The 14937-nt window shown below is 46.3% G+C and carries 14 protein-coding genes and 1 pseudogene; 3 read left to right on the top strand and 12 right to left on the bottom strand.

All coding sequences use genetic code 11. The features are described 5' to 3' along the window. Positions 1-134 precede the first annotated feature (134 nt). On the top strand, positions 135-839 hold the full coding sequence (locus DFR60_RS29220) for a Crp/Fnr family transcriptional regulator (RefSeq protein ID WP_110326710.1): 705 nt from the start codon (positions 135-137) through the stop codon (positions 837-839). Positions 840-856: 17 nt separating this feature from the next. Here the strand turns inward: DFR60_RS29220 and DFR60_RS29215 are convergent, their stop codons facing one another. The 6 genes from DFR60_RS29215 to DFR60_RS29190 all read right to left on the bottom strand — a co-directional run bounded on the left by DFR60_RS29215 (position 857) and on the right by DFR60_RS29190 (position 4474). Further along, entirely contained in the window at positions 857-1423 is a 567-nt protein-coding gene (locus tag DFR60_RS29215) for a DUF6691 family protein (protein WP_110326692.1), read from the bottom strand. An 11-nt stretch (positions 1424-1434) separates the two neighbouring features. Next, positions 1435-2055 carry a YeeE/YedE thiosulfate transporter family protein gene (locus DFR60_RS29210; protein WP_207659593.1) on the bottom strand — a complete coding sequence of 207 codons (621 nt, stop codon included), beginning with the start codon at positions 2053-2055 and terminating at the stop codon, positions 1435-1437. Positions 2056-2059: 4 nt separating this feature from the next. Beyond that, a complete protein-coding gene (locus DFR60_RS29205) occupies positions 2060-2455 on the bottom strand; it encodes a glycoside hydrolase family protein (RefSeq protein ID WP_207659592.1) in 396 nt (131 codons plus the stop codon). Positions 2456-2571: 116 nt separating this feature from the next. Continuing rightward, entirely contained in the window at positions 2572-3339 is a 768-nt protein-coding gene (locus DFR60_RS29200; RefSeq protein ID WP_110326688.1) for a MerR family transcriptional regulator, read from the bottom strand. 131 nt (positions 3340-3470) lie between these two features. After that, positions 3471-3680: a hypothetical protein gene (locus DFR60_RS29195; RefSeq protein WP_002599872.1), complete on the bottom strand. Its 210-nt coding sequence runs from the start codon at positions 3678-3680 to the stop codon at positions 3471-3473. 437 nt (positions 3681-4117) lie between these two features. Further along, positions 4118-4474, bottom strand: a complete 357-nt coding sequence (locus DFR60_RS29190; RefSeq protein WP_110326686.1) for a hypothetical protein — start codon at positions 4472-4474, stop codon at positions 4118-4120. Between the two features lie 572 nt (positions 4475-5046). Here DFR60_RS29190 and DFR60_RS29185 point away from each other — a divergent pair. Next, entirely contained in the window at positions 5047-7839 is a 2793-nt protein-coding gene (locus tag DFR60_RS29185) for a response regulator (RefSeq protein ID WP_110326684.1), read from the top strand. 120 nt (positions 7840-7959) lie between these two features. On the opposite strand, the gene DFR60_RS29180 is transcribed toward DFR60_RS29185, so the two are convergent. From DFR60_RS29180 to DFR60_RS29155, 5 genes are all read right to left on the bottom strand, one after another. Then, on the bottom strand, positions 7960-8757 hold the full coding sequence (locus DFR60_RS29180; protein ID WP_110326682.1) for a GDSL-type esterase/lipase family protein: 798 nt from the start codon (positions 8755-8757) through the stop codon (positions 7960-7962). Positions 8758-8777: 20 nt separating this feature from the next. Beyond that, entirely contained in the window at positions 8778-10193 is a 1416-nt protein-coding gene (locus tag DFR60_RS29175; protein ID WP_110326680.1) for an MBOAT family O-acyltransferase, read from the bottom strand. A 171-nt stretch (positions 10194-10364) separates the two neighbouring features. Next, a complete protein-coding gene (locus tag DFR60_RS29170; RefSeq protein ID WP_110326678.1) occupies positions 10365-10664 on the bottom strand; it encodes a YciI family protein in 300 nt (99 codons plus the stop codon). Positions 10665-10887: 223 nt separating this feature from the next. Continuing rightward, positions 10888-11550 carry a suppressor of fused domain protein gene (locus DFR60_RS29160; protein ID WP_110326708.1) on the bottom strand — a complete coding sequence of 221 codons (663 nt, stop codon included), beginning with the start codon at positions 11548-11550 and terminating at the stop codon, positions 10888-10890. A gap of 378 nt (positions 11551-11928) precedes the next feature. Then, the gene (locus DFR60_RS29155) at positions 11929-12783 is read right to left on the bottom strand and encodes an immunoglobulin-like domain-containing protein (RefSeq protein WP_110326676.1); all 855 of its coding nucleotides are present in this window, start codon (positions 12781-12783) and stop codon (positions 11929-11931) included. A gap of 251 nt (positions 12784-13034) precedes the next feature. Here DFR60_RS29155 and DFR60_RS29150 point away from each other — a divergent pair. After that, positions 13035-13241: pseudogene (locus tag DFR60_RS29150) on the top strand (aldo/keto reductase); the annotation flags it as partial. A gap of 24 nt (positions 13242-13265) precedes the next feature. On the opposite strand, the gene DFR60_RS29145 reads toward DFR60_RS29150, so the two are convergent. Then, positions 13266-14924, bottom strand: a complete 1659-nt coding sequence (locus DFR60_RS29145; protein ID WP_110326674.1) for a sensor domain-containing diguanylate cyclase — start codon at positions 14922-14924, stop codon at positions 13266-13268. Positions 14925-14937 lie beyond the last annotated feature (13 nt).

Here is a 14937-nt window from a genome sequence, read left to right as displayed (position 1 = left end):
TAAGACTTTTCTTAATCCGATATGCAAATTAAATCCGTCTCCTGTGTTTTTATCTGTATGATTGTACCATACTAATAAAAATGAAATCATATATGTGGGGGTACCATTTCATGGAACGGAACGTTTTGAAGGAAATGCATCGTGGGAAAACATTGGAAGAAAAACTATTTTACTTAAAAAAGTATCTGACCTTCTGGGATATGCTAACCGTACAACAGCGGGAACTGCTGATTCGTAATACGGCCGCTGCTTCCTACTCCAAAGGAGAAACCATATACAGTGCGGAACATGAGTGCGTGGGAATCTTAATATTGCAGCACGGAGAAATCCGAACCTATATCCTGTCTGAGGAAGGCAGGGAGGTCACACTTTTTCGTCTGGGGGCAGGCGAGATTTGTGTTCTTTCGGCCTCCTGCATACTCAAGAGCATAACCTTTGATGTTCACATTGAAGCCGAGCAGGACAGTGAAATTCTGGTCCTGAACTCGGCGGTATTCTCCAGACTTATGGAAGATAACATCCATGCCGAACTATTTGCGCTGCGCCTTGCCGCTGAGAAGTTTTCAGAAGTAATGTGGGCGATGGAACAGATCCTTTTTTTGAACCTCGATGCGCGGCTGGCGATCTTTCTCCTTGATGAAACTGCCAAAACCGGAGAAAACACGCTGCAGCTGACCCATGAGCAGATTGCCCGGTATATCGGCTCGGCCCGTGAAGTGGTCACCCGAATGCTGCAATACTTTGTTGACGAGGGCGCAGTAGCCTTAACACGAGGCCGTGTAACTGTGCTCGATAAAAAGTATCTCCAAGCAATCGCAGCACAGCCGGCAAAGCAATAAAAGCCGGAATACGGAGACTATTGCTCTTCTTTTCTGAGCTGGTTCGGCAATCCTGCTGCAAGGGCCATAAAGAGTAATCCGGTAATTAGCAGCCCGCTGAAACCAATCTCGAAAAGCGAAGGATATTTCTCTGAGAGGCCAAATAATGTCATTTTGCCAAGATCCATGACACCAAAAAGCCCGATTGATTTCCAGAAGCCATAGGTCGCACTGAAGACAAAGGCGCCCGCCAGGCCGCCCAGCACAGTGATCAGGGCCTTTTTGATGCCGTCGCTGCCGGAAGCCGCCACGCAGGTGCCCGGGCAAGAGCCGATCCAGCCAAAGCCAACTCCAAAAATAAGTCCGCCGATAAGCACACCAAGATTTGTCGATTTGATGCTCAGATGGGATAGATCAAGAATGCCCAGTGCATTTGCGATGGACAGCAGAACGCTGGACAGTCCAATGGCAAAGAGAATAATTTTCATCAGAGAAATGTCATGCAGCTTTAACATTGATACAAGTTTTTTTGGATGCGATGCTCCCGTAAAATAGAGTGCAAACCCAAACAGGCCGCCAAGAATAACTGCAAATAATATATTCATTTTTTGTCCTCCTATGAACGTTTTCTATGAACCAGAACAGCTGTCGGAATCGCTACGGAAAACACAGCTCCTGCAAACAGGTAACCACTGATACTGCCCTGCATTATGCCGCTCATCATGTGTCCGCTGGTGCAGCCATCCGCCATTCTCGCGCCATACAGCAGAATAAAACCGCCAATGAAGGGAGCGAAATACTGTCTCCAGCGGCTCTTCCCTGCAAGGGGGCAGGACTCCGACTCCGCACGTTCCATGGACTGTGTCCCATACTTCTTTTTACGTAACAAATGGGCAGCATATGCGCCAAACGGAATTGCCAAAACAAATATAAAATCATAGTTCATTGGATGTTTAATGTTTGCCGCCAGCCTGCCCTCGCTTTTGTCATAGTAAGCATTCGTACTTCCATAGCCCGAATCCCGTTCGTCATCCCCGGTTATAACCGCAGAGTCAACGGTACTGTGAACGATGCCGCTCAATACTGAAAACTGTGTAGATACGCCAATCGGCTTTACCAACAGCACAGCCAGGAAAAATACGATACCCAATAATGCCGCTGCGCCCATCCATTTCTGTTTTTTCATCCATTTCATAAAACCAACCTCGTTTCTGTTTTTTATTTTTGCATCTTGCAACTGCTCACTCAATATATCCTATAAATAAAATCAATTCCGTGACGAGATCACAAAAAAGACCAGGCGCACGCTTCCACCGAATCGTCAGACTCCCATCCCGAATCGTAACCGGCAAAATCGAATAGCCGGAATTTTGGAGATTATCGGGAATCCAGTGATCGAACATAATATAGATCTGTTCTTTCACCCGAAACATGTAGGTGCACTGCCCTCCATAGATTTCACGATATCTCTCGCCTTCACAGGGATTGTCGATTAATTTCCATTTTCCCAGCAGAAACTCCGATCTCGCATAGAGTGCGCTGTTATAATCCCAGACTGTGCAGCCCGATGTAACCATATAGTACATGCCGTCTTCATAGATAAGCGCGGGTGCTTCGCGTTCCTGATCGATAAGCACCGACTGATAAAATCCGGTTACCTATCACCTCGGCGTGACACACGGAGAATTCGCAGAAGCGTTAAAAATAGTAACTGCGTATGGATTAAGTAAGAACAGCGGGCGGCTTTGAAAAATCAAAACCGCCCGCTGTTCTCATTTATTCCGTCTCTCTCCGCCAGATGATCGGCGGCAATGCAGAGGTAATAGCTCAAACCGGTCTGCTGCCCTTCCAGCATACTGCGGTGAAAATCGTCTGTAAGAAAAAAACGGGACTGAGCGGCGAACCCTGCTGCATCAATCTCCATAGTTCTTCTCAAACAGGCAATATGCTTCTGTATTGCAGACAGAACCATTTCATCCTGGGCACTTAGCCCGTCTTTCAGCGATTTAGCCATAAAAGCCATAAATTGTGTTGCTTCCTCCGCGTTTTCATTCATAACAGCAGCGTCAACCGCCTCCGCGTCGATAGAGTATCCATACTCTTTCTGTAAATACTCGTTCTGGTCCTTAAGGGCCTCTCCCCACTCTTCTTTATTCAGACCGGCAAACATTTTTTCTGTCTTCATAGGAACTCCTTTCCGAGCGTGAGAAATTGTTTCTTCCAACGTATCCAAAATAGCAGACAATCTCTCTTTACGCGCGCTAAGCAAGACTTTCTGCTGTTCTAAACAAGTCAGTCTGTTTGGCTCATTTTCTAAAGCGATTTTGATTTGCTCCAGGGAAAAGTCCAATGCGCGATAAAACATGATTTGCTGCAGTCTTTCCAATTCTTGATCCGTATAGTAGCGATAGCCGTTTTCTCCTACTGTACTCGGAAGGAGCAGCCCTACCTTTTGATAATGGTATAATGTTTTTACCGTGGTACCTGACAGATTCGCAGCTTCCTGAACTGTATAAGCCATTTTCTCACCTCGCTTTTCAGTCTAAAGTCTTACCTTAGGTTGGAGTCAAGTATATTTTAAAAATTATACAAAAAAATGTCAGGAAACCGGTTATCCGTAAATCGATTTCCTGACATTCGCTGTTGGGACCATTAATCTCTGACTTTTGTAATAAATCCTGTCAGATTCATGCATTTACTGTTATACGCCTCCATGACCAGCTTCTTCGCCCTCTCTTCACTCAGGTTCTCAATATAATAGGTATGGCGGCTGTCAATAATGGTAAGCTCTCCTTCCTGCCCAATCAATTCCTGGGCTTCCGTAACGATCAACTTGTCATCAAGATCAAATACTACCTTCATTTTGCTCACCTCCGTATAGTCCTATTATAACTCCTTTTTTGAGGGATTGCAATTTTATGTACGGTATGTTCTGTACAGTTCTTGCAGGAGTGTTACAGTTCACTCCCCACCAGGGCCACCGCAGTCCGGTTCGGCCGAGCAGGCCCGCTCAGTCTTTCCTGTTCCGGTTTCGGGCATAAGAAGTTCTAAACGTGCAGAATTTTTCTAAAAACCAGATGAAATTCCCAAACTCGCTGCGCTCAGACAAGTGGGAATTTCACCTGAACGAAAAATTTTGCGCGTTAAGAACTTCTAATACCCTGCAAAGTCACAGGAAAGACTGAGCGGGCCTGCTCGGCCGAACCGGACTGCGGTAACCCTGGTGGGGAGTGAACTGTAACGCAGGAGTTGCTCCGCTGCCAGACAAATCAGGTCAGAATCCACCGGCGTCCTTATGCTTAGACACTGACAAAATAGTAAAACTCTATCATCTCCGCGGATACCCCCATATAAGGGTTATCCAGTTTTTTCCTGACTCTCCGTACCACCTCTAATAATGCGCTGTAGAATTGCTCCTCCGTCTCAGCTCCCAGAGGATCCTTAAGTGATACAAAGCTGGCACTTAATCCGCCTAAATCGCATTTTCGTATTTTACCGCATATGAAATACGATATGTCCAGACTCGCGCTTATGTATATTCCGCTTTCCAGATAAACAGCATCTGCTTCCCTTTCCCAAATCTCTGACAATCTGTTTTCGGAAAACAATTCCTGATCTAAGCCTGCAAAAATGATGGTGTATCGTTTCGTCTGCATACAGTTCCACACTTTTTAAACATTATATTAATGTCTTTGTCCTTTCATTCCCGGATTGATTCCATAATTACGGAATTGAAATGTCAACGGTCTTATGGCGATCCTGATTTGCCTGGATACCATAACCAGGCCTAAAACCGGAACCGTTTTAGTTACAGTTCACTCCCCACCAGGGTTACCGCAGTCCGGTTCGACCGAGCAGGCCCGCTCAGTCTTTCCTGTGACTTTGCAGGGTATTAGAAGTTCTTAACGCGCAAAATTTTTCGTTCAGGTGAAATTCCCACTTGTCTGAGCGCAGCGAGTTTGGGAATTTCATCTGGTTTTTAGAAAAATTCTGCACGTTTAGAACTTCTTATGCCCGAAACCGGAACAGGAAAGACTGAGCGAGCCTGCCCGGCCGAACCGGACTGCGGTGGCCCTGGTGGGGAGTGAACTGTAACCCGTTTTATGGTATACGGCAACAACCTCTCCTCTTTAGTTGCCATTTTCAAATTCTTTTGTTATACTTATTGCAATTCGAGACAAATATATATGAGCAAAGAGTTTTGAAATCTTAGAACGGGTGTAAAGATATGGATATCAGCGAAAGAAACAAACAAGGCAATTCCTGTTTACCGCAGATAACAGGAATGAAATGCCCAGCAGGAATGGATTTAATGAAAGTCGGAGTTATTAGCTGCCTGATGGATGGCCCTTTCACATTCTTATGGGGGAACACCAGTTTTTTCCGTCTTGCAGGTTATACAAAGGAAGAGTTTTTGAGCCGCTTCACAAGCTTACAGGAATACTATATTCAGTTTCCTGATGATTTTACAGCGATCTGTCACGAGGCGGTGCAGGCATTGAAAGCCGGAATATCTGATATCGATATGACCATCCGGCTGCCCCGGCAGACAGATGGTTTTTCCCAGGTGCGCCTTCTGGGGACAGTAACCGCAGATCCGACCACAGAGAGACCGGTACTCCAAATGGAATTGGCCGATATCAGTGCTCTGCTTGCCGAAAAAGAGGAACAGACCCGGTTGTGTGAACAGAAGCAGCATTCCTTTCGATCGGTGCTGGATGCCTATGAAGGCAATGCTTATGTCAGTGATATCGACACCTATGAACTTCTTTACCTGAACCAGACCTCCTGCGAGGTTCTTGGCATGCCGGCCTCAAAAGTGGTAGGCCGGAAATGTTATGAAATTATCCAGAACCGAACCTCTCCCTGCCCCTTCTGCACCAACGACAAAATATGTAAGGAAGAATTCTATCAATGGGAATTCTATAATCCCAATTTAGGCCGGACATTCATGATCAGAAATCTGGAAATTAACTGGAATGGACACCGGGCACGTCTTGAGCTCTCCCATGATACCTTCAGCGCGGAATACAAGCTGGCAAAGAAGGATCAGGAGCGGGACGCGCTGATTAACAGTGTTCACGGCGGGTTTGCGCGCGTGGACGCCAGAGACAGTAGGACAATCCTCTGGTATGGCGGCGGTTTCCTCGATCTCATCGGCTATACGAAGACAGAATTTGAACAGGAACTGCTTTCCCAATGTACCTATGTGCATCCGGATGATATTGAAGAAATCTCCGATATCATGGAGCAGTCACGGATCACCGGCAGGCCCACGGCTGCGGAAGGACGCATCGTCACCTTTCATGGTGTTCTTAAGGTACTGGCACTGTCATTCAGCTTTGTCAGGGCCGAGGACAGCTGGGATGGCATTCCCTCCTATTACAGCGTTGGGCTCGATGTGACCAGGGAACGCACGGAGCAGGCGCGTCAGAGACAGGTGCTGGAGGATGCCTGTAAGACAGCCCAGATTGCCAACGAGGCCAAGACCAACTTCCTTTCATCCATGTCCCATGATATCCGCACACCGATGAATGCCATCATAGGCATGTCCATCATCGCCCAGGCAAATTTAGACTCTCCGGAAAAGACACAGGATTGTCTCACAAAAATCAACACAGCCAGCCGCCATCTGTTGAATCTGGTCAACGAGGTTCTGGATATGTCTAAAATTGAAAGCGGGAAGATCGATTTGTCATCTGAAGAAGTCTCGCTGCCAAAGCTGATTGAAGATGTAATGGATGTATTCCGCCCCCTGATTGGAGAAAAACATCAGTCGCTTCAGGTAAATGCCAATCGTGTCCGCCATGAAAAGGTGGTGACGGACGGCGGGCGTCTGCAGCAGGTGCTTGTCAATCTGCTTTCCAATGCCATCAAATATACGCCGGAAGGCGGTACCATCGGGCTGCGAATCCAGGAAACACCCTCTTTTGCAAAGGGAAAGGGACAGTATTCTTTCGTAGTAACCGACTCGGGAATCGGAATGCATGAGGACTTCATCCCGCATCTCTTTGAGCCCTTCTCCCGGGCGGACGACACGAGCATTCATAATATTCAGGGCACCGGCCTCGGCATGGCAATTACACAGAATATTGTCCGCATGATGAACGGCACCATTGAAGTGAAAAGTACTCCGGGGAAAGGCAGCCAGTTTATCGTTGCCGTCACCTTTGATTTATGCAGAGAGCCAGAGATGGACGATGCAGAATTGGCCGGGCTGCCGGTTTTGGTCGTGGATGATGATCAGATCATATGTGAAAGCGTTTCCGAAATCCTGAATGAACTGGGTATGCAGTGCAGCTGGGTGCTGTCCGGAAGGGAAGCCGTCGATCGTGTCGCCGCGGCTCATGAAACGGCAGAGGACTTCTTTGCTGTGATTCTGGACTGGATCATGCCTGATATCGACGGTTTGGAGACATTAAAGCGAATTCGAAAAAAAGTTGGCATCAACATGCCGATTATTATAGTATCCGCTTATGACCTTTCAGAAATCGAGGATACATTCCGTCTGGCGGGCGCGGATGCCTTCATCACAAAGCCGCTGTTTAAATCAAAAATGGTACATACCTTCCATAAATTTTGCAGAATTGACCGTTCCGACACGCGGAGTGTCCTGCATGAGAGATCCGATGCCGTTTTAGACGGTAAGAAACTCCTTCTGGCAGAGGACAATGAACTCAATCGTGAAATCGCAGTCGAACTGCTGGAAACCCACGGTCTCATGATCGATACAGCAGAAAATGGTTCCATTGCATTCAATAAATTCAAAGCCTCTGCCCCCGGAGAGTATGCCGGTATTCTGATGGATATACAAATGCCGGTGATGGATGGATACAAGGCAACGAAACTGATCCGGGCCCTGGAACGTGAGGATGCCCGAGCCATTCCGATCCTTGCCCTGACAGCCAATGTATTCGCATCCGATATTGGAAAGGCTCACAGCGCGGGAATGAACGACCATATTGCCAAACCCATCGATATCGAAATTCTTCTGGAAATTCTGCGGCGGTGGATCGGTTAGACGGCATAACAGACCACATTCCATCCCTAAAAGCGCGTGTCCAAAGGCACGCGCTTCAGACTGCATGAGGATTAATCACAAAAACCTAATCGAAGATGGAGAGTTCCTGTTTCCTCTGAGTCATCCGCCATTGCGGATCCACTCCACCCATACCGAGTAATATTTCCCCAGAATATGCGCGCCATCAGTGGAATAGGCGGCAGATAAATTCCCGTTCTCATCGTCAAAGAGGCTGTTGACATCGATATAACGGCATCCGGTATCTTCTGCTATTTTTTTAATAGACTTATTTAGAGCATCAATTCTCTGGTTATTAAAAATATTGCTTTTGGCGGCTTTTTCACCGGTTACGTGTAAATTGGCCTCAAGTACCAGGGCTGCTGCAGGCTGCACAGCGCGGATTCTCTCCACGACAGAACGGTATTGAGTGACAATAGCCTTATCATCATATCCCAGCTCATTGATACCAAGCATGAAATAAATTGTCCGATAGTTTTCCGACGAGAACACTTCCTCCAGCGTCTTTTTCTCGTCACCATTCACGGAAACCTGAGCCTCAAAGAGATCGAAAACCGACATACCAGAATTCGCAAATACATCCGCCCGCCCTAAATCACCATACTCTGAAAGTCCCACAGTCCGTGAATCTCCTATAAATAACACATTAGAAAAATCTTTATCAATATCACTCCCCATTACAGCCGTTTCTCCTGTCTCCGGAGATGATGGTGTACTCTCTTCTGCGTTCATAGCCTCCATCATTTCCTCACTCTGTGCCTCCACTATACGGTTATCCGCCTGCACTGCCGCCGTCTCCTGAGGTATCGGTTCCTTTTTCGGTATATCCATTGACATTTTTGCGGCCGCCATGACAATCATACTGCCCGTCAACAGAACACTGTACCAATATCTTCTCATTCCAGTCCTCCGCCTTCCATCTAAAATCTGAAATACAAAAAAGGGTCGTCCATACCAATGTGTATGCAATACACACATGCCCAGAAAACGGCCAGAAGCACAAATGCCGTAACCAGAGAGTATTTATGCCGATTATAAATTCGACAGGGGATATCCGTCATAAACACAAGCCCAGCCGCAATGGAGACCGCGTAAAGTTTTCCATACTTCAGATAATCCCCACTGAAATAAAAAAGGTTCTGTTTCATTAAGAACGGGAACAGTCTCTGGAAATACAGCAGCATCTGTCTGACGTCAGTAACGGCAAACACAAGCCAGGTCAAAGGAATCATGAGCACCATATAGAGATGTCCGATTACCCGCCGTCGTTCCAGCACCCGAAGCAGTCCAAGGCGCTCGATGGACATGATCAGGAACAGCAGAAGGCCCCATATTATAAAGTTCCAGCTGGCTCCGTGCCAAAATCCGGTTAAAAGCCAGACTGCCAGCAGATTCCGAATGGTCAAAACAGCCCCTCTCCGGTTCCCTCCCAGGGGAATGTATACGTACTCCCGGAACCAGCTGCCAAGAGTTATATGCCACCTTCGCCAGAATTCCGTCATGGACAGGGACATGTATGGATGGCTGAAGTTATTCGGAAGCTTAAACCCCATCATTGTGCCCAGTCCCTTTGCCATGAGTGAATACCCGCAAAAATCAAAATAAATCTGCAGGCTGAAGGCTGCAAGACCGAGCCAGGCCAACGGGGTGGAAATGCTCTCATAACCAATCGTCTGCACTTCAGTCCATAAGCCGCCGACCCGATTTGCCAGGAGCACCTTAAATCCCAAACCAATGGTGAACTCCCGCAGCCCATCCTCAATAGCGCGGAAGGTAACCTTTCTTCTGCCAATCTGTGCCCGCATAGAGGAATACGTCACAATCGGACCTGCGATCAGCTGCGGGAACATGCTGATATACATGCCGAAGCCAACCATAGACCGCTCATAGGGAACTGTTTTTCGATACACATCTGCCAGATATGAGACAGCCTGAAAGGTATAGAAACTGATTCCCACCGGGAGTACAGGCGCAAAAACCGGTAAATTCAATGGAATCCCTGCTCTTCCCAGAAGCAGGTTTACATTTTGGACAATAAATGCAGAATATTTGAAAAGGATCAGCCATGAAAGGTTATAGATTATGCCGCAAACCAGCCACCTCTTCCGCAGCCTCCCCAGCCTCCGCCGTCCTATCAAAATCCCGATTCTGTAGTTGACCAGAATAGAAAGAACCAGGAGAACAAAATAAAAAGGGGTATCCCTGACCCCATAAAAATAAAAGCCAAGGCTTCCCGCAAAAAGCCAAAAATTCTTCCAGCTGTATGGGATTATGTAGTAGATTATCAAAAATAGCGGAAGAAACCGAAATATAAATTCTAAACTGCTGAATACCATTTTTTCCCTCTCATTTGTAAATGCCTGCTTCTTCTTTAGACAAAAAATGAGGGCAAAAAGTTGCAAATATCTATTTTTTTATAAGACAATTCAAAGCTGCATACGCGAGAAGAAACTACGGGCCAGTAAGATCGGGAAGAGCTGGCGTGTGTCAGGACATGACTTTCACAATTACAGCAGATAATTATTTTCCCGGTTCGCGACCTGCAATTCAACCAATTTATATGTTGCATATCCACCGATAACCAAGGGCTCCCTGCTGCAGATATCTTCTGCCTCCTCACGACTGTCTGTTTTCAGAATATACATACCTGCCATTCCCGGATAACCTTTAAACACGCCGCAAATTTCCAGCTTTCCCTCATCGTCCAGCCTCCTTACGTTCTCAACATGCTCTGTGACTGCTTTCTTTGTCAGCTTATTATAGGTCCTGCTCTTCTCAATCATCATCATATACATTAATTTTTCCATGCTACACGCTCCTTCATCTATTCCAATTTGCCAACTCGGTATAAGAACCAAGAATTCATAAAACTACAATTCACTTGTACTGCCAGTTTCAAGCAGATTTCCCTCCGGGTCGGCAACATAAAAGTTGCGGATTCCGAAGGTCTGATTTATTCCCTTGGGCGGAACATAGCTCTCACCAGCCCATTCCGTATGAAAGCCCAAAGTATCTCTGAATCCAAATTTATCAAAATAATATGGATTCTGTTCTGTCTGTATCCGTTTCCAGGTTAGGATATTTTTCACGCAATTTTTCAGCGAATTGCTGCGCCTTGGAAATATCACTCTTCAGCATTTCATATTCTGGCTGTGTGATACCGACAAGCTGAATAAAGTCTGTTCTTCCATAAACAGTATCTATTCCATGAGCTTCCGTATCTGATACAGTAAGAAGTGCCGTGATTGCAGTATCGGAGCCCCCCTTGATCGGTTCTCCTTTATTTCCAATAAGCTGATAAGGTTCAAAATAGCGTTCAGATGTATAGGTATAGCGTGCTAGATTCGACAGCACATCTATGCCCCACATGCAGTCATCTGTATTTGCAGCAGAAAGCTTCATCGTCATCTCGTAGCCCCATTTACTCCAATCGCCGCCAAAGCTATCCTTTTCAGCATAAAGCTGCGTCATACCGTAAGTAACAATATGCTTGTATCCATTTGGTGATGAATAAACAGAATAGCCATCAAGATATTGGTCTCCACCGAATATTGCACGTTTTAACATATTTGTTCCAAAATGTTCAGGAGTCTGATTCGGATACAGCTCATTAAACACCTCATCTATGGCCTCCCAGCCAGGCGCCCAATCTTCCTCTTCCTCCAGCTTTTTAATAAATTCTTCGTAGGACATCATATCAATTTTTTCCTCCGCAGCTTCCTGTTATTACGGCTTTATGATTCATGTTGTGTACTCCTTTTCAACTATTATTTAACCATTATTCTTTCAGCGTTTATTTCAGATGATCGTTTCCCCTGCGCATAAAGTCTGTGTATTTCATTATATCATTTCTTCTGCTTATATTCTATTTTTATCTTTCTTAAAATGAATTTCTCCGACAGAAAACAGCAGCCGCTCTTTAAAAAGTTGGTACCTGAATCAAAAAAGACCAAGCGTAATGGTTCCGCCTGATCTTATTCAAACACTCTTGCATTCATACACTTTCTCATTAAGAAGGCACTTAATTCGGAATCCAAATGCGTTTCTCTGACTCACTCATTGCGAATCCGTTCACTGCTCCTTAATCTCATATTCTGCTGCGAGGTAATATGTGGTATAATCCCCTGATCCCCTGAAATCGTTCACGGTCTTTATAATCCGATAATTCCCCTGCTCCATGGAGCCATGAAAGATCTCCCAATTGACCGTTATCTCCGCCGGACTATCCTTTCGGGCAGAATAGCCAACCGCGTTAAATGTCCAATTGTCAATTATATAGGGAACGCTTTGCCACTGTCCATTCACGAAATGCTGTAATTCATAGTTTTCGCCAAACATGATATCTAAATCCGTCTCATTCAGAATACAGAGTTTAACCGATCCAGAATCGGCACTGCCATCCACCGCTTTCATTGTCACTCCCTCCAGCGTATTGAGTCCAGCCTCAAATACACTGACCTTTTTATCTGGTGACTCCAGCAGCGCCTGAACTGTTTTACGAAATTCCTGCGGGAAGCGGTAAAATGGCGGTTTCCCGGTCGTCTCCTTCTCTTTCGAGACGGTTCCATAATTTTCCTCCCGGTACATACTGATGCAGACGCCATTGTCAAATTCCACCCAGATTCCGTTCATTCCCTCCAGATACTCCGACCTGGAGACTTCCTGATATTCACCAGTCTGCTGTACCTGTTCAACCAGCTGGGAAATCGTTTCCTCGTCACGAATTGTGCATGTAGGCGGAACCGCGCAGCCATCGCCATAGAGATACACGGTTTTTATGCCGGTCCAATCCACGGAGCCGTCATTTATACAGGAAATGGTATTTTCCCCTGCACTCCTGGTCTGTGAAACGACTCCCCCCTTGCTGCTACAGGCCACAAGCAGGACAGCTGCCACAGCAGTCCAGATCCATCTCCTACTTCCCATACCATTTCACTCCTCGTTCTTGAAATATTTGGTATATTAAGTATACTATATATGGACAGAATGAGGTATTACGTTTCCCTTGCAAATGTTTAAACTTTCGCTGTTTTTCCACTTAAATGGTAATTAACTGCGTTTTGCTGGTAAATTTCATTGGCATTCGGGAATTGGGACAACTCCAGCAGAGAAGGCGGGGATTCCAGACGGCTTAACAGAATCTCGCGTTCAGCGAGGAATGGGGCAGCGCACGGCTTGAGGAGGCGGAACGACTCATCGACCATCTGGGGCTATACCCTCTGACCGTCATCCAGCCGCAGTATAATATGGTAGACCGGTATATCGAGCATGAGATCCTTGGAACCTGCCGGAAATACGGCATCGGCATCACTTCCTTTTCCCCACTCGCACAGGGTCTTCTTACCGGCAAATACAAGAAAGGCCAGCCTAAAATCTGGTCATGAACCTTTATCGAGCTTTTTATATTTTTATTCATTGTAAGATGGACAGTACCGGATTACATACCCGCCTTTACCGTTGTTTTTCGCTTCGTACATGGCCTCATCCGCAATCCCCATCAGCTGTTCAGCTGTTACGCCTACTGCATGATCTCCCTCAAAATCCACTACAACTGCACCGATTGAACAGGCCACCAGCAGACTTTCACGGCTGCCGCGAAGAACAAACCGGCTGTGGGCAGAATCATTGACCCAGCTCAGGCAGGATTCTAAGGCTGTCAGCCTCTCCTGCTCCTCTATAATGGCCAGGAACTCATCGCCGCCCACCCGTCCGACAATCCCGCCTGTTTCACGCACAAGCAGGGACGCAATAAACAGCAGTGCCTGGTCTCCCACGCTGTGACCATAGTCTGTGTTAAACGCTTTGAAGTTGTCCACATCCACAAACAGAACAGCCATGGGCGTACCGTCTAATTGGTGACGGGCTATTGCCTCGGAAAGATACCTGCGAATATTCTCAGCATTATACACCTGGGTCAGAGCGTCCTTCTGCGCCATTTCCTGCAAAAGCCGTTCCCGTTTGGTCTTATACTCATTTTCTGTCTCAATAAAAGAGAGCAGGCCATTGATTTCCTCCGCCAATGTGCCCAGCTCGTCTTTCCTGACCGTCCCTATACGAAGGGAGTAGTCCTGATTCTGCTTGATCTCATTCAGCGTATCGGAGATATGATGGATGGGCTGCACAATACGTCTGGATACAAACCGTCCCAACAATACTGTCAGTATGGTGCATAACAACACAAGAAACCCCAGCAGAAGTAATGAAATCTGTCCCCGGCTTAGAAAACGGTCCATGTTTACAGACAGCAGGACGTGCCAGTCCGTATACTCCACATTGGAATAATAAGTGATGTAGCTGTTTCTTCCCACCCGATAGGTAAAACTCCCCTGTGGGTGCGCGGCAAAGTCAATGGCGTTATATTTTTCCTGATAATCCTTCCGCTCCGCGTCGGTGGTCACAAAGGTTTCACGCTTATCCTCCTGCGTACCGGCGCTAATGATATTCTGGTTTCCATCCAGAAGATAGAAAGTGGATTCATTCCAAAGCTTTGCCCGCTTACGTATATTATCGTAAAAATCTAAATTAATTTCGGACAGGGCATGACCCAAGACCTTGCCATGATCCCTTATCTCCGCGATTGCTATGACTGAGTGAACTTTCTGGCCATTCTGCTGGTAACTCAAAGTATTCGTGATGTAAAAAGAGTTGCCCTTCATCCGCTCAATCAGAGCGTCTAATTCCGGATCAGCATAAGCCGCTGAGTTTTCATCGCTGGAGGCAATCATGTGATGATTGGTGTCTACCAGCACAATACTCTTCAAATATTGAGTAGCCTGTACGCGGGAATAAAGAATATTATCAAGATATTGGAGCGTGTCCTGATCCAATTCTCCGCGCAGAGCGGCCTGTGATACATCCATGCTGCCCAGAATATTCAGATTATTTCTCTGCTGACCGCAAAAATCGCCCATTTCAGCAAGCTGTGAATTTGCCACAGCTTCAAGGCTTTCCTGTACTGCATTTTCTAATTTCGTATTATATGTAAATGTAAGCAGCAAACTGAACATCAAAAAAGGAACAACTATCATAACGATGATCAGCCGATACATGGATTTCCGTATGTTCATTTTTCAATTCCCC

The sequence above is a fragment of the Hungatella effluvii genome, assembly GCF_003201875.1.
Taxonomy (GTDB): Bacteria; Bacillota; Clostridia; order Lachnospirales; family Lachnospiraceae; genus Hungatella; species Hungatella effluvii.
The sequence above is the reverse complement of the archived record's forward strand: the minus strand, read 5'-3'. Positions and strand labels throughout refer to the sequence as shown.

What these genes read in the sequence shown, in the direction of transcription:
- DFR60_RS29220 (WP_110326710.1), top strand. Translation starts at nt 135, where the DNA reads ATGCATCGTGGGAAAACATTGGAAGAAAAACTATTTTACTTAAAAAAG.
- DFR60_RS29215 (WP_110326692.1), bottom strand. Translation starts at nt 1,423, where the DNA reads ATGAATATATTATTTGCAGTTATTCTTGGCGGCCTGTTTGGGTTTGCA.
- DFR60_RS29200 (WP_110326688.1), bottom strand. Translation starts at nt 3,339, where the DNA reads ATGGCTTATACAGTTCAGGAAGCTGCGAATCTGTCAGGTACCACGGTA.
- DFR60_RS29195 (WP_002599872.1), bottom strand. Translation starts at nt 3,680, where the DNA reads ATGAAGGTAGTATTTGATCTTGATGACAAGTTGATCGTTACGGAAGCC.
- DFR60_RS29190 (WP_110326686.1), bottom strand. Translation starts at nt 4,474, where the DNA reads ATGCAGACGAAACGATACACCATCATTTTTGCAGGCTTAGATCAGGAA.
- DFR60_RS29185 (WP_110326684.1), top strand. Translation starts at nt 5,047, where the DNA reads ATGGATATCAGCGAAAGAAACAAACAAGGCAATTCCTGTTTACCGCAG.
- DFR60_RS29180 (WP_110326682.1), bottom strand. Translation starts at nt 8,757, where the DNA reads ATGAGAAGATATTGGTACAGTGTTCTGTTGACGGGCAGTATGATTGTC.
- DFR60_RS29175 (WP_110326680.1), bottom strand. Translation starts at nt 10,193, where the DNA reads ATGGTATTCAGCAGTTTAGAATTTATATTTCGGTTTCTTCCGCTATTT.
- DFR60_RS29170 (WP_110326678.1), bottom strand. Translation starts at nt 10,664, where the DNA reads ATGGAAAAATTAATGTATATGATGATGATTGAGAAGAGCAGGACCTAT.
- DFR60_RS29160 (WP_110326708.1), bottom strand. Translation starts at nt 11,550, where the DNA reads ATGTCCTACGAAGAATTTATTAAAAAGCTGGAGGAAGAGGAAGATTGG.
- DFR60_RS29155 (WP_110326676.1), bottom strand. Translation starts at nt 12,783, where the DNA reads ATGGGAAGTAGGAGATGGATCTGGACTGCTGTGGCAGCTGTCCTGCTT.
- DFR60_RS29145 (WP_110326674.1), bottom strand. Translation starts at nt 14,924, where the DNA reads ATGAACATACGGAAATCCATGTATCGGCTGATCATCGTTATGATAGTT.